Raw genomic sequence first — 15,168 nt, 5'->3', positions numbered from 1 at the left:
ATGGCCGGGCGGTCCGGGGACCGTCCGGCGGCGCGCGGCGACTTCGGCCACCGCCTGTCCGCCAGGCTGTCCCGTATGGCGCCGGGCACCGGCGGGCCCGCGCTGGAGTCGCGGAGCGTCGGCACGGCGCTGCTGGTCCACCCGCGCGGCTTCGTGGACAGCCGGGCGCTGAACTTCACCCGGCGCCTGGCCGCCGACCCCCAGCACACCCTCGTCGTCCTCGACCTGCCCGCCAGCCCCGAGGACGCGGTGTGGGACAAGGTCGCCCGGTCCCTGGCCCGCCGGGGCGGCAGTTTCCGTATCGTCCCCGGCCGCGGTACCCGGGAGGACGTCAAGCAGGCCGCCCAGTTGCTGGCGGACCGGCTGCAACGTGTGGTGCTCGCCCCCGACGGGACCGTGGTCCCCGCGGCGGGCGGGGCACTGTTCGTCCCCGCCGGCCACGGCCTGGGCTGGCTGCGGTACCGGCCGGGGATGCCGTCGGTACCGGAGTCACGGCGTTTCCCCAAGCCGCAGTGGGAGTTCTCGGTGCCCGACCGGCCGCGCCCGACCGGCGCGGGCGGCGTGGTCGAGCCGCTGCCCGGCGGCGCGTGGATCCGCGGCACCTGGGAGGACGCGGCCGCACCCGAACACCGTCAGTGGCTGATCGACCGGTTCGTCGGCCACCCCGACCAGATCGGGGTGGCGCTCGGCAGCCCGGGGACGTCCGCCCTGCCGCTGGAGGAGGTCTCCGCGTTCTGGGACACGCTGCCCCCCACCGCACGGCCCATGGTGCGCTTCCTGCCCTACGGTCCGGTGGCCGTCCCCAGCGGCACACCGCTCGGTCAGGCCCTGGCCGACCTGCTGGACGAACCCGTCGTCGTCCACGCGGGCGTGCCCACTCCCGGCGCGGACGGCGGGACGCCCGTGGTGCGCACCATCGGACGCGACGGAACGCTGGGCTGGCAGCCGTACGCCGAACAGTTCGGCTTCCTGCCGCGCTCGCGGACCGGCGGCCGGGCACAGGCCCCGCTGCCCCTGAACACCCGGGTCCCGGTGGGGGACATCCCGGCCATCGGGCACGGCGTCTACCAGTACGCCCCGGACGTGGTCCTGGAGGTCGTGCAGAGCGGCCTGTGGGTGCGCCCGGCGGCGGAGCCGCCCGACGGCCACACCGTGCGCTTCGCGCCGGCCGATCCCGTGTACCCCGCCATCCTGTACGACGAGACCAACCCGATGGCCGCCGACCGTATGCGGTACATCTCCTACGAACTGCTGCGCGGCCTCGACCCCTCGTTCGGCCGGCAGGGCCGCATCATGCCCTCGAGCGAGGCGGGCCGGTTCCCCGAGGGCGGTCCGCCGCCGCTGCCGCCCGGGGGACCGGTCCCCGCCGAGCCCGGGCCGGCCGACGGACGCGTCCTGGAGACCGCGCCGAGCACGGAGCGGACCGCGCCGTCCTCCTCGGTACGAGGGAGCGCGTGGACGGACCTTCCGGCGGCCCGGACGCAGGGGGCCGCCCCCGTCGCGGGCCGGCCCGCCCAGCCCCAGCAGGGGCCCGACGGCCTGTCGCCGGCCCGTGTGCCCACGTCACAGCCGGGACCGGAGCAGGCCGCCCCGCAGCCGTCCGTGGTGCCGACGGCCCGGTCGGTGGCCGGCCCCGGCCTGCCCGCTCTGCCGCCCGTCGCCACGGGCCCGGCAGCCGCCCCGCCCTCGCATGAACCGGCGGGGTCCGCGGCGCCGTTCGCCCCCGCACCCGAGCAGACCAACACCCCGCAGCCGGCACCGACGACCCCTCCGCCGTCGGCACCGGTCCCCCCTGCGCCGGTGCCGACGGATCCCCCGCCGTCGGCACCGGTCCTCCCCGTGCCGGTGCCGACGGATCCCCCGCCGTCGGCACCGGCCATCCCCTCGGCGTCCGGGGGGCCGTCCGCGCCGGCGGTGCCCCCGCCGGCGGGGCCCACCCCCGCGCCCCCGCACGTACCGCCGCCCGCGCCCGGTCCGGCGGCCACACCTGCCCCGGCACCGTCGGCGGCGCCGCGCATCCGCCTGGAGTCACCGAGCCCCCAGCCGGTCCGGCCCGCGCCGCAACCCCCCGCGGCGGCCCCCGAGCCGGCCGGGGACGACGCCCTTCCAGCCCCCTTGCCCGTGGCCGCGCCACCCCCCGTGCCGTCGGTTCCGCAGGGCGGTGGTGCTCCACAGGGCGGTGGCGCCCCGCGGGTACAGCCCGCGCCCGCGCCCGCCGCCGACGTCGTACCACCGGAGAAGGGCATCGACCGGGAACGCGACTGGGTGCGACGGAGCCTCGGCGCCCGTTACGACACCGCCGCGGCCTTCGTCACCCGGTTGCTGTCCGAGTCCCCGGGGCTGCACGGCGGCCCGCGCAGCTCGGCGAGCGACGCGCTGACCGACCTGGCGGCCGCCCGCCTGTACCTCTCGGGTGCGACCTCGGCCATCGACGCGGCCATCCGGGCCGCGACGACCGGACCGCACGTACCGCTGTCGCGCTGCGCCGCCGGCGGACTGCGCAGGCTGCCGTCCTACCGGGGCGGCGCACTGCTGCGGGCCACCCTCAGCGCGGCCGAACGCGCCTGGTACCGGGAGGGCACGGCGTTCACCGAGCGTTCGTTCCTCTCGGCCCTGTCCGCGGTCCGCCGGGGCCTGGCCGGCAACACCGACGTCCTCATCTGGTCACTGACGGCCCGTCGTACCGCGCTGGTGTTGCCGGAGATCCCGGACCGGGTCGTCTTCGCGCCGGGCACCGGGTTCAAGGTGCTGCGCACCGTCGACGGCGACCGCCCGGCGATCATGCTGCGCGAGCTGTCGGCGTCCGAGGCCGACGAGCAGGGACGCGTCGGCGAGGGCCGCGTACCGCTGGACGAGATCGCGCTGGCGGGCCTGGAACAGATCCACGGGTTCTGGAAGCAGGCCGGTGACGACCCGGAGCGGACGGGCGATCCGCTTCCCGACGAGCACGCGGCGGCCTTCCGTGCCGCTCCCGGACTGCTGCAGACCCCACCGAACACACCAGGAGGGCCGCGGCAGCCCGGGGCCTCGGCCGGTACCTTGCCGCAGAAAGGGGCGTAGCCGTGAACCGGCAGGTCCTGAGAGTCTCGATGACCCACCCCGGTGCCTACCGCACCGTGTCCCAGGCGCTGGCCGCCGCCGGGGAGGGCGCGCTGATCTCCATCGCGCCCGGCACCTACCAGGAGGCCCTCACCCTCAACCGCGCGGTCACCCTGTCCGCGGACGGCGACCCCGGCAGCGTGCGGCTCGAGTCGCCGGTGGGCAGTGCCGTCGTCGTGGACGCCGAAGCGGTGCAGCTGTCGGGCCTCACGCTCGCCGGTTCCGACGCGAACGCCGCCGTCGTGGACGTCCGCCGTGGCCAGGCGGCACTCGACGGCTGCACCGTGGTGGGCAACGCCTGGGCCGCGGTGATCGCCTGGCAGGCCGGTCAGCTGGCGATGAGGGACTGCCGGGCGAGCAACCCCGGCGGCGCCGGGATCGTGGTGACCGCGCCCACCGCCAACACGGTGGAACGCACCACCCTCACCGATCTGGGTTCCTCCGCCGTCGTCGTCGCCGAGAACGGACGCCTCACCGTGCGCGGCTGCGTCCTGGAACGCGTCGGCGGGAACGGGATCTGCGTCAACGGGCAGGGCGGGATCACCGTCGAGTCCACCACCGTGACCGGGAGCGCGAAGCCCGCGGTCGTGGTGGAGCAGCAGGCCAAGGCGGAACTGATGCGCGTCACCGTCACCGGCTCCGCCAGCCTGGACGCGTATCTGACCAGTACGGGCCTGACCACGTTCACCGAGTGCTCCCTCAGCGGGTCGGGCGGCCAGTCGGTGCACGTCAGCGGTGGAGCGTCCCCCGTGCTGCGGGACTGCACCCTGGACTCCGCGACCACCAGCGGGCTCCAGGTGACCGGCGCCTCCCAGCCGCGCCTGGAGAACTGCGCGATCACCGGTACTCCGCTGGCCGTGCTCCTCGAGGATGGCAGCCAGGCGGCCTTCGTCCGGCTCCGCGTCCGCGGGGCCGCCCGGGGCACGGCGCAGCTGAGCGGCGGCGCCACCGCGGTCTTCCAGGAGCTGTCGGCCCAGGACGGCTCGGCCGGACTGCGCGGGTCGGGCTCCACCCGCCTGGAACTGCGCGACTGCGACCTGGACCTCCACCAGGGCACCGGCGTGGAGCTCAACGAGGGCTCCACCGCCCGGCTCGACGGTGTGCGGCTGCGTGCCGCGGGCGACTGGGGCATCGCCGTGTCCGGCGGGGCACGGGCCGAGGTGGAGTCGTCCACCGTCTCGGACGCCGGCGTGCTCGTCGGCACCGACGGGGAGGTGGTGCTGCGGGACAGTGAGCTGACGGGGTCCTCGGTGGACGGGGCCAGGGTGCTGGGCGGGGGCACCCTCACCGCGGCCGGCTGCCGGGTGCACGACGCCAAGGGGCACGGCGTCAACATCCAGGCGTCGGGCCGGGCGGACCTCAGCGACTGCACGATCGTCGACAACGTGGGCGACGGTGTCCGCAGCAACTCCGACGAACTGGTCGGCATCCAGCGCTGCGAGGTCGCCAACAACAGCGGCACGGGAGTCAACCGGCTCAGGGGCGGCGAGGACCACGAGGAGCCGCCGCCCGACGCGCCGGCCCCCGCACGCGGCGGCACGCGCCAGGACAGGGCGGCGGCGCCGGGCCGCGAACGCCGCTCCGGACCCGTCGGCACCGGACCGCTCGCCGAACTCGAGGCGCTGGTCGGGCTGGAGAGCGTCAAGCGCGAGGTCAACGGCCTGATCAACCTCAACAAGATGACACAGCGGCGCGAGGAGCTGGGCCTGCCCATGCCGCCGATGAGCCGTCACCTGGTCTTCGCGGGGCCGCCGGGCACCGGCAAGACCACCGTGGCCCGTCTCTACGGCACCGTCCTGGCCGAACTCGGCATCCTCAGCCAGGGACACATCGTCGAGGTCTCCCGCTCGGGGCTCGTCGCCCAGATCATCGGCGGCACGGCGATCAAGACGACCGAGGTGTTCAACAAGGCCCTCGGCGGTGTGCTGTTCATCGACGAGGCCTACACGCTCACCAACCAGTCCAAGGGCAGCGGCCCCGACTTCGGCCAGGAGGCCGTCGAGACGCTGATGAAGCTGATGGAGGACCACCGCGACGAGATCGTCGTCATCGTCGCCGGATACTCCGAGCAGATGGACCAGTTCCTGGAGTCCAACCCCGGCATGGCGTCGCGTTTCGCCCGCACGGTGGAGTTCCCCAACTACGAGGTCGACGAACTGGTCACCATCGTGCAGGGCCTGTGCGGCAAGCACTACTACGAACTCGACGACTCCGCCCTGGACGCCCTCACCCGGTACTTCGAGAACATCCCGAAGGGACCGACGTTCGGCAACGGCCGGGTCGCCCGCTCGCTCTTCGAGACCATGATCAGCAACCAGGCGTCGCGCCTCGCCGTCGACCCGCCGCGTGACACGGCCGCGCTGGGCCGCCTGGAGGCGGCCGACATCGGGCCCGTACCGGAGGGCGACGCCGGCCGGCCGGAGTCCGCGCCGGAGCCGGCCCCGCAGCGGGCGGCGGGGTTCCAGCCGCCCACCGAGCCACCGCCCGCCATGCGCCGCCTGGCCGGGCTGTGCGGTCTGCGGGACGTGCGGGCGGCGCTGCTGAAGCGCACCAACGACCTGGTGGCGGCGTGCCGCGAGGGCGGGCCGGTCGTCCCGGCCGCCAACGTCGCCCTCGTCGGCGAGGAGGGCAGCGGCCGGCGCGCCGTGTCCACGCTGTACGCGAAGTGCCTCGCGGAGACCGGCGTCCTGCCCAACGGGGCGGTGCACCGCGCCGCGCTCTCGCGGGTTCCGGCCCGGTGGACGGACCAGCCCCAGGCCCATGTGGCCACGCTGTTCGAGGAAGCCGAGGGCGGAGTGCTCGAACTCGAACTGGACGCGGCCTTCACCGCCCGGCCGGCGCACGAGCGGACGGCGGTGTGGGACGCCGTGGTGGCCACCGCGGGTGGCTTCCCGCGAACCGCGATGGTGCTGCGGGCGACGCCCACCGCGCTCCGTGCGGCGCTGCCGCAGGGCAGCGCCGCCGCCAACTGTTTCGCGGAGTACCTGCACCTGCCCGGTTACGGGCCGGAAGACCTCACCGAGCTGGTCTGCCGCCGCCTGGCCGGGCGCGGCCACCAGCTCGGCGAGGGCACCCGCGACGCCCTTGCGGACATGCTGGCCGCCCAGCCGCCAGCCGACGGCGCCCGGGGCGCGCACCGTCTCGCGGACCGCATCGCGGAGCGGGCGAAGGCGCCCGCCCTGCGGCCCCGGGACATCCCGGCACCGCATCCCGCCCCGGCTCCGGAGGCGTTTGGTGACACGCGGGCACAGCTCCGCGTACCGGCAGGCAACGAAGACCGTTCACCGTTCCTCGCGGGTGCGGTGTCCGCGCAGGATTGAGCACAGCAGAGGGTGCAGCGGGGAACGCCGCGGTGCACCACCCAGTCGAGGAAGGGATGAGCGATGGCTGAGGTTTCGCCGACAACGGTCGACGTAGAGGGAATGCGGGCGGCGCTGCCGCATTTCGAGCAGGCGCTCACCGAGACGGGCAGCGCGTTCACCAACATGCAGAGCCAGGTGAACACCCTGGAAAGCACCTGGAAGGGGGACGCCGGGTCGACCTTCCTCAACGCCCTCAACACGTGGCTGGAGAACTGCGACACCGTCAAGAAGCAGCTTCAGATCGTCACCGAGAAGCTCGAGTCGCTGACCGGCGAGTACGGCCGGGTGCACACCAGCACGACCGACGCGGCGACCTCTCTCCAGCAGGCCATCGGCGCGGGACTGCCCGGATTCTGAGCCGAGGCCGGCGCGAACCCACCCGGGGCGCGCCGGTCGGCCGACCGGTGAGACCACAGAACCTCTGAACGAAAGGAACGGGCATGGCTACGTACGAGGTCAACTTCTCTCAGATGGAGTTCGTCGCGGGCGAGATGCACAGCATCACCAAGAACCTCCAGGAGATGATCCGCAACCTGGACGACTCCTCCAAGCAGCGCCTGCAGGAGTGGACCAGTGACGCGCGCAACACCTACAACGCCGCGAAGGCCAAGTGGGACGCGGCCGCGGAGGAGATGCAGCGGCAGGCCGGGATTGCCACCTCGTCGCTGGGGACGATCACCGAGCACTACGTGCACGGCGAGAAGTACGGCGTGAACCTCTGGGAGTCGTGATCCCTTGCTGACAAGGGGCCGCAACCTCGGTTACGGACGGGAGGTGACCCACGGTGGGTGATCAGAGCACCTACAGCAAGAGCGACAACCAGAAGGCGCACGAGCAGGCGGTAAGCCAGTCCAAGGAACCGCAGCAGTACAGCGGCGGCACGTACTCCGACAGCAGCCAGGGGACGATCGACCATTCGCCGCTGCCCGCGCTCCCCGCGTTGTCGGTGTCCTCGACCTCCAAGGACGGGACCGGCGACGTAAAGGTCGACACCGCCGTGCTGAAGAGTTACGCCGACAATCTGGACCAGCTGGCCGAGATCATCGGTACCGCCAGGACCAAGGTCGAGAATCTCGCGGACATCGCGCCCGGCGCCTTCAAGGAGGCCGAGGAACTCAAGGCCGCGGTGACCGGCGACAAGGGTCTGCGGCCGAACTACACCGAGGCCCTCCATGACCTGCGTACGGCACTGATGGACACCGCGAAGAACCTCCGGACGCTGGCCACGAAGTACTCCACGATCGAGGAACTGAACCAGAAGGGGGGCGAGGAACTGCGGACCCTGATCACGACGGCGCAGACGGAGCTCCAGGCGTTGCAGCAGGATCAGCTCTGATCGAAGTCGACGCCGTCGGCACACAGCGCCGATCGACCGGCCCTCGGCGGCCGCGCGGAATGACGGACAACGGCGCCCCGTACCTGGCGGGGCGCCTCGTGAGTGATGTGGCAGCGCAACGTCCATGAAGTGGCGTTGCGCGTTATTGGCGTTGCGCGACGGGAGCGCGGAAGCATGGCCGACGGCAGCAAGAGCAGTGACGTCCCTGGTTTCACCGAGGGAGAGGACGGCGTCTTCGCCGACGCCAACGGTGACACCAGCGGCGACTACAGCAACTGGGACTGGAAGCACATCATGGCCGCGATCACCGGTGGCGCGGCCTACACGGGCTCCGACCTCGAGCAGAAGGCAGCGGGCTATTCCAACCCGCTGACCGTCCAGAACGCGGCCAACACCTTCTGGTACGTGCAGGAGGTGCTGAAGGAAGTCGGCGATGACCTGGTCGGCCTGGCCGAAAGTGTGACCGGTGAGAACGGGTTCTGGAAGGGAGAGGCGGCGACGGCTTTCAGCTCCGCCATCTCCGGGCTCGGGCGGCAGACGCTCCAGATGGCCGACGTGCTTTCGGGCGGCGTCACCGGCGACAACAACGTGCCTCAGCAGCTCGCGAACAACGCGCAACACCTCTACGAGGCGATCGCCAAGGTCAAGGACATCGACAACTGGTACGCCAAGGAGGCCGCCCGGATCGACCCGGACCTCGTGATGAGCAACGGCCTGGTCCGGGTCAGCGCCAACGAGAAGATCGTCAAGATGATGACCGACGACATGCGGCAGGTCCTCGTCGCCCTGGCGAAACACTACAAGATCAACAAGGATTCCATCTCCCAGCCGACACCACCCAACAATCCGGCGACGACCGGTGGAACGCCGACGGCGACGGGTGACTACTCGACGACGGGCTACAACGGGGCGACGGGTAACGCGTCGGGCTCGGGCAGCGGGTACGCGGGTTCGGGTAGCGGGTACGGGGGTGCGGGTAGCGGGTACGGGGGCTCGGGCAACGGGTACGCGGGTGCGGGTAGCGGGTACGGGGGTGCGGGTAGCGGGTACGGGGGCTCGGGCAACGGGTACGCGCCTGGGTCCCAGGGTTCACAGGGCCACGGGGGACAGCCCCAGTTCAGGATGGCGGTCCCTGCCCCCGCCGGGGCGTCGGGGGAGCAGCAGCCTGGGGTTCTGTACGACCGTCAGCCGGCGTTGACGCCGGAGGAGCAGCAGGCCGGGGTTGCGTATGACCGTCAGCCGGCGGTGACGTCGGGGGAGCAGCAGCCTGGGGTTCTGTACGACCGTCAGCCGGCGTTGACGCCGGAGGAGCAGCAGGCCGGGGTTGCGTATGACCGTCAGCCCGCGGTGACGCCGGGGCAGCAGCAGCCTGGGGTGGCGTCACCGCCGCAGCCCACGCTGGTGGGGGTGTCGGAGTCGGTGTCCAAAGGCCCGGAGCAGTCCGGGGTCGCGCTCGATCCCCCGCCGCAGCCCACGATAGTGGGATGGTCGATGTCGGTGTCCAAAGGGCCGGAGCAGCCCGGGGTCACTCCGGACAGTCCGGCGGAGCCGGAGCCGGCGGTACTGCCCGGCTTCTAGACGGCTGGCGCCCGCCTCGTGACCGGCCGGGCCAGCGCATGCAGTAGACCTGGGATCGACGCGAGCGTCGGGTGGAGGGAAACGCGGGGCCATGGCCGGCGGTAACAAGAGCAGTGACGTCCCTGGCTTCTCCGAGGGCCAGGACGGTGTCTGGGCCACCAAAGACGGAGACACCAGCGGTGACTACAGCAGCTGGGACTGGAAGCACATCATGGCGGCCATCAACGGCGGCGCCGCCTATGTCGCCGACAGTCACAATCAGGAGCAGGCCAAGCAGTTCTCCGATCCGGAGACCGTCCAGCAGGCGGCCAACACCTTCTACTACACGCAGCAGGTGCTGGAGGAGGTCGCTCAGGTCCTGAAGGACCAGACCGACCAACTGACGGGCGAGAACGGACCGTGGCAGGGTGAGGCGGCGTCAACCCTGAGAACAGCCATGGCCGGGCTCTCGACGCAGGTGCAGCACATGTCCGACACGCTGTCGGGCGGCGTCACCGGCGACTACAACGTCCCGCAGCAACTGGCGGACAACGCCCAGCATCTGCGCGAGGCCAAGGCGAAGATCAACGACATCAACGCGTGGTACGCCCAACAGGCGCTGGCGATCAATCCGCACCTTCTGATGAGCAACGGCCTGGTCCGGGTCAGTGCCAACAAGAAGATCGTCGAGATGATGGGCAACGACATGCGGAGTGTGCTCGTTGCCCTGTCCCAGCACTACAAGGTCACCAAGGACTCCGTCAGCCAGCCGACCTCCCCCACCAACCCGGCGAACTCCCCGTCCGACAACATGCCCTATACCGGCGACGGAATGCCGTACACCGGTGACGGTATGCCTTATACCGGCGACGGGATGCCGTATACCGGCGGTGGCGTACCGAACTACGGTGACGGAGCGCCGTACACCGGCGACGGAATGCCGTACAACGGAGGTGGCATACCGAACTACGGCGGGAACTCGCCCCAGGACGTCGCCGCCCCGACCGACTACCCGAACACCGGTCTGACGCCCGGCACCGGGACGCTGGACCCCACGGACCCGGGCTCCTTCTCACCGAACGCGACGGACCCGGGAGCCCCGGGCTCGACCGCGGGCGGCCCCGGCATCAAGAACGCGACCGTGTCCCCGGCGCCCTTCGACGCATCCGATCTCGGCTCGGGCGCGCCCCTGGACAACGGGCCGGGTCTGAGCCCGAACGCGTTCACCGGTGATACGTCACTTGGTGGCGACCCGGCGAACATGCCCTCCACGGGGCAGCTGGACCCGGCCATGGACGCGGCGCTCAACCCCAACGGCCAGGGCACCGGCGCTCCGATGCCCGAGGTCGCCCCCTTCCCGCTGGGCGCGGGCCTGACCTCGCCCGGAACCGGCAACACCGGCGCCAAGCCCCGCACGCTGGACGCGCCTGCCAAGTTTCCCGGAGACCTGGGCCTGGACGCTCCGGGAGCGACCGGTCAGGGCTCGCCCACCGCACCGGGTACCGCCGACATCGCCGGGTTCCCGGACACGAGCCTGCCCGATGTGAACACCGACGGCATCGCGGCCCCGGGCACCGGTGTGGGTTCGGTCCCCGACGTCTCCGGTTTCCCGTCGGCCGGCCTGTCCACCGACGCGCCCGGGTTGTCGGGCGGAACGGCGGACGTCGCCGGTTTCCCGTCGACCGGTGTGGGAGACGGGGTTCCGGGTCTGTCCGACATGCCGACCGATGCCGCCGGGGCTCCTGGCGCCGGTGTCAATGCGTTCCCGGGCAGCACGGCCCTCGACGGTGCCGGTCGCACGCCGATGATGCCCATGATGCCGATGGGCGGTATGGGGGGCATGGGTGGCGGTGCCGGCGGGCAGGAGGGCGCGCCGTCCGACGCGTCCGGTCTGCTGGGCGGCGATGTCACTCCGTGGACCGGCTCGTCCGACCTGGGCGGTGACACGCCCGGTGAGGTGACCGGCGGTGTCGGTGCCGGTGGGCCCGGGTTGCACCTGCCGGGTCGAGAAGACCTGGCGGTGCCCGGGCTGCCCGGTGGATCGGCTGGATCGGCGGATGTCGCCGGTTTCCCGTCGACCGGCGTGGGAGACGGGGTTCCGGGGCTGTCCGACATGCCGACCGATGCCGCCGGGCTTCCTGGCGACGGTGCGAACGCGTATCCGGGCAGCACGGCCCCGGGAGGTGCCGCCGGTACGCCGATGATGCCGATGATGCCGATGATGCCGATGGGCGGTATGGGGGGCATGGGTGGCGGTGCCGGCGGGCAGGAGGGCGCGCGGTCCGACGCGTCCGGTCTGCTGGGCGGTGATACCGGTCCCTGGGCTCACACGGCGGATGCCGCGGATCCCACCGCCGACGTCGTCGGCGGTGCCCGGGCCGGTGGGCCTGGGCTGAACCTGCCGGGTGACGGTGCAGACCACCTGGTGGCCGGAGGGCCGTCGCCGCAGACCGCCGACGGGGCCGACATGGCGGACGGCGCCAACAGTGCGGACGGTGCGGAAAGCGCCGGCAGCGCCGCCGGTACGCCGATGATGCCCATGATGCCGATGGGCGGGATGGGCGCCGGAGCGGCGGGCGGCGAACGCGAGCAGCAGCGTTCCGACGCGTCCGGACTGCTGTTCACCACGGGCGAGCCATGGGCGGGCACCCCGACGGCGGACGGTCCGGCCGTCGGGTCGCCGAACGGTGCGTCGCCCGGTGACGCGTACCTGAGCCTCGGCGACGGCGTCGGAGTCGGCCATCCCGCGGCCACCGCGGCATGGCCGCCGTCGGTGGCGGGGGAGCCGGATCAGGAGCAGCCGTACGCAGCGCAGGCCGAGCAGTCCGCCGCGGGATTCCCGGCGGTGCTGCCGTTCCTGGGACCTGGGGCGTCCACGGGCGGTACCGGAACGAGCAGCCGCAGCCGCGGCGAGCGCGGTGAACGGAGCGAGCAGGCCGAAGGCACCCCGGCGGCGCTGTGGGGCGATGCCGAGTGGCCGGCCGGGCAGCCCGGCGCGCCGGGCGCCGAGCCGTCCCAGGGTCTTTCGCAGTCGGCGTGGGACATGCCGCAGGCAGCGGCCGTCATACAGCCGTCGACGACCCCAGTGGCCGCCGCACAGCCGCCTGTTGCCGCCGACCCGGCGGGCGTCCACCCCCCGGCCGAGGAGGCCCTTCCCGCACCCGGGGCGCAGCTCCCCGTGCACACCGAGGTCGCGGCGCCCGCGCACCAGGCCGCGACCGCCTACCAGACACCGGCCGCTCCGGCCGGGGAGCCGCAGGCGCAGGGCGAACAGGCGACCGCCCGCCAGGAGCCCGTCCACCAGGAGCACGTCCCCCACGTCCCGGCCGCCGAGGCACCCGCGGCGGACGACCCGACGAGCTGGGACGTCTCGGCCGGTTCACTGTTCCCCCTGCTCGGGGGGGACGGGCAGGAGACGGACACCGGCACCGGCACCGGCACGGGCACCGAGGCGGCCCGGCAGGAGGCGGCCGCCGCCACCTCCGTCATGGCCGGTGCGTACGCCATCGCCCGGGCGGTCACCGCCGACCAGGCTCTCACCGAGCCGGCACGGCCGGCCTGGCGGCCGAAGGCGTCAGGCGGCGGCATTCCGGTGGAGCTGTCGTGCGCGATCGACGAGCCCGAGGAACCGCCTGCGGAAAACACCCGCCGCCGGAGCTCCGCCGTCGACGAAGACGACGAGGACGAGGACGCGGGCAGGCGCAAGGGCAAGAAGCGGGACCAGGACGGCAAGACGAGCGTCGCCGATCTGCTGCGCCAGGAGGAGAACGTCTGGGGCGGCGCCGGACAAGGCTCGAGTGTGTTCGGCTGACGCCCGCTGGACGGGCGGACGCCCGGGCCGTTCAGGCGCACCCTGGAAGCAACGAGAGACGAGAGAGACGTAAACGATGAGCAGCAAGTCGAACGGGGAGGACGCGGCGGGCGGTCAGTCCGAGCCGGTCATCCCCACCGTGCCGGTGTCGCAGCAGACCACGGCGCCCTCCGGGGCCGGCACCGGACAGGCCGTCCCTCCGGAGCAACAGGAGCCGGAAGCCGCGGAGAGCGACATACCACCGGTCCCGGACCACATCCGCGAGGCGGCCCGGCAGGCCCCCGACCACTGGCTCGGCCTTGTCGATCCGACCTGGTCGGGTGAGGGAACGCCGCCGAACTGGGCCCTCGTCGGCCAGTGGCGGTCGGACCTCGACGGCGAGATCGTCGAATGGCAGGACAACGAGGAGTACCAGCCCTCTCCCAAGGCCATGGGCTGGCCCGATCCGACCGACCCGGTCGACGACGCGGTGCAACTCGCCGCCACCGGCTACGGTCCGGCGGAGACGGTGACCCACACCCTGGCCACCGCTGAGGTGGCGGTGTTCCTCGCGCCGGGCGGGGGACTGCTGTCCGCGGTCGCACCGGACGACGAGACGCCCATCGTCCCGGTGTTCACCTCGCCCGACCATCTGCATGCGGCGGGACGCCTGTCGTTCAAGCCGATGAAGATCCCCGAGCTTCTCGACCAGATCCCCGAGGGGCATCTGCTCTATCTGAACCCCTCGGGGCCGGTCAGCATGACGGTCGAGTCCGGCCCGCTGCGCGAGGCGGTCGAGGCCGCGGCCCGGATGGAGGGGGAGAACAGCTGGTACGGCTCCGTGGACGGCATGCTGAACGGTGCGACCGGCGCCTCCGCTGCCCCTGCCCCGGAGGCACCTGGCCTGGAAACCGCGCGGAAGACGCACCGAGGAACGGCCGACGGGACGACGACCGTGGACACGGGTGGTCTGCTGTAACGCTGTAGCGGGGGCCGTCCGGCGGCGCGGCGCGCACCAGCACGGGGCGGATGCGGATACGAAGGCAGAACCCGCTGTACAGGAGGTCCATCATCCGCCCGTGACCATGGTGGTGCGCCCGTCAGCAGGTTCACTTGACCTTCCGAAGCATTCGAATCCACGTGTTGTCCGGGAGGGCCGGGATGTCGTCTCCATACGATCAGCAGATCGAGGAGCTGCTGGCGGACTACCGCAAGCAGCGCGATCAGGCGTTCGAGTCACGTCAGCAGATCAACGCGGTGACGGCGACGGCGATGGCACCCCGACAGGTGGTGCGGGTCACGGTGGGGGCCCAGGGGCAGATCACGGAACTGGACTTCCCCACCGGCGCCTACCGGAACATGGCGCCCAAGGATCTGGCCAGGGTCATCCAGGCCACCGTCGACAAGGCCCGTGCCCAGGCGCTCAAGAAGGTGACCGAGACCGTGACCGCGGCGATGCCCGGAGGGATTCCCCTCGCCGACCTGCTGGAGGGCAAGTTCGACCCCCGCGCGTTCCTGCCGGAGGAACTCCCCATGCCCGAGGCAGTGAAGGACTACGTGGACCACGGGTACCGAGGGACGCAGGGGGACAGTCGCGGTGAGTGAGCAGCAGCAGCCGTCCTCGGGTGACGTCGTCCGGGTCGACACAGAGCAGATCAGGCAAGCCATCGGGACCCTCGAGGGCATCTGGCGCAGGCTGGACCAGGCGGGACGTGACCTGGTCGACCGCTCCAACGAGTTGGGTGACTGCTGGGGCGACGACAAGTCCGGCAAGAAGTTCCACGAGAAGTACTGGGACCCGCACGAGAACGCCATCGACGCCGCGGTGCAGGGCGCGAAAGTGCTCAAGGGCGCCACGGAACAGGTGCAGGACATGGTGAACGCCTACGAGCAGGTCGAGCAGAACGCGACCGACACCGCGACGAACCTGGGGACCGGCATGGGCGCCTGAGGCTTCGACAACGACCGCACACCGCACACCGCACACCGCTCGCCGGCGCGGCGCCGTGCCGCGCCGCCATCGC

General features: G+C 72.3%; 10 protein-coding genes. All 10 read left to right on the top strand.

Going from position 1 to position 15,168, the window contains the following annotated elements:
* Nucleotides 1-3,060 carry a hypothetical protein gene (locus ACFY0F_RS31035; RefSeq protein WP_388801570.1) on the top strand — a complete coding sequence of 1,020 codons (3,060 nt, stop codon included), beginning with the start codon at nt 1-3 and terminating at the stop codon, nt 3,058-3,060.
* Between the two features lie 2 nt (nt 3,061-3,062).
* A complete protein-coding gene (locus tag ACFY0F_RS31030) occupies nt 3,063-6,419 on the top strand; it encodes a right-handed parallel beta-helix repeat-containing protein (protein ID WP_388801567.1) in 3,357 nt (1,118 codons plus the stop codon).
* 63 nt (nt 6,420-6,482) lie between these two features.
* On the top strand, nt 6,483-6,818 hold the full coding sequence (locus ACFY0F_RS31025; RefSeq protein WP_388801565.1) for a WXG100 family type VII secretion target: 336 nt from the start codon (nt 6,483-6,485) through the stop codon (nt 6,816-6,818).
* 83 nt (nt 6,819-6,901) lie between these two features.
* Nucleotides 6,902-7,192, top strand: coding sequence for a WXG100 family type VII secretion target (locus ACFY0F_RS31020; protein WP_388801563.1), 291 nt, complete (start codon nt 6,902-6,904; stop codon nt 7,190-7,192).
* A 53-nt stretch (nt 7,193-7,245) separates the two neighbouring features.
* Nucleotides 7,246-7,797, top strand: a complete 552-nt coding sequence (locus ACFY0F_RS31015; protein WP_388801561.1) for a hypothetical protein — start codon at nt 7,246-7,248, stop codon at nt 7,795-7,797.
* 174 nt (nt 7,798-7,971) lie between these two features.
* Nucleotides 7,972-9,375: a hypothetical protein gene (locus ACFY0F_RS31010; protein WP_388801559.1), complete on the top strand. Its 1,404-nt coding sequence runs from the start codon at nt 7,972-7,974 to the stop codon at nt 9,373-9,375.
* Between the two features lie 91 nt (nt 9,376-9,466).
* Nucleotides 9,467-13,165 carry a hypothetical protein gene (locus tag ACFY0F_RS31005; protein ID WP_388801557.1) on the top strand — a complete coding sequence of 1,233 codons (3,699 nt, stop codon included), beginning with the start codon at nt 9,467-9,469 and terminating at the stop codon, nt 13,163-13,165.
* Nucleotides 13,166-13,241: 76 nt separating this feature from the next.
* Entirely contained in the window at nt 13,242-14,123 is an 882-nt protein-coding gene (locus ACFY0F_RS31000; protein ID WP_388801554.1) for a type VII secretion system-associated protein, read from the top strand.
* A 182-nt stretch (nt 14,124-14,305) separates the two neighbouring features.
* Entirely contained in the window at nt 14,306-14,749 is a 444-nt protein-coding gene (locus tag ACFY0F_RS30995) for a YbaB/EbfC family nucleoid-associated protein (protein ID WP_388801551.1), read from the top strand.
* Nucleotides 14,742-15,095: a WXG100 family type VII secretion target gene (locus ACFY0F_RS30990; RefSeq protein ID WP_388801548.1), complete on the top strand. Its 354-nt coding sequence runs from the start codon at nt 14,742-14,744 to the stop codon at nt 15,093-15,095. The genes ACFY0F_RS30995 and ACFY0F_RS30990 overlap by 8 nt, the downstream gene beginning before the upstream one ends.
* The last annotated feature ends 73 nt before the right edge of the window (nt 15,096-15,168 follow it).

The sequence above is a fragment of the Streptomyces sp. NPDC001544 genome (assembly GCF_042894285.1).
Taxonomy (GTDB): Bacteria; Actinomycetota; Actinomycetes; order Streptomycetales; family Streptomycetaceae; genus Streptomyces.
Note: the sequence above shows the minus strand (reverse complement) of the source record. Positions and strands in the feature narration are given on the sequence as shown.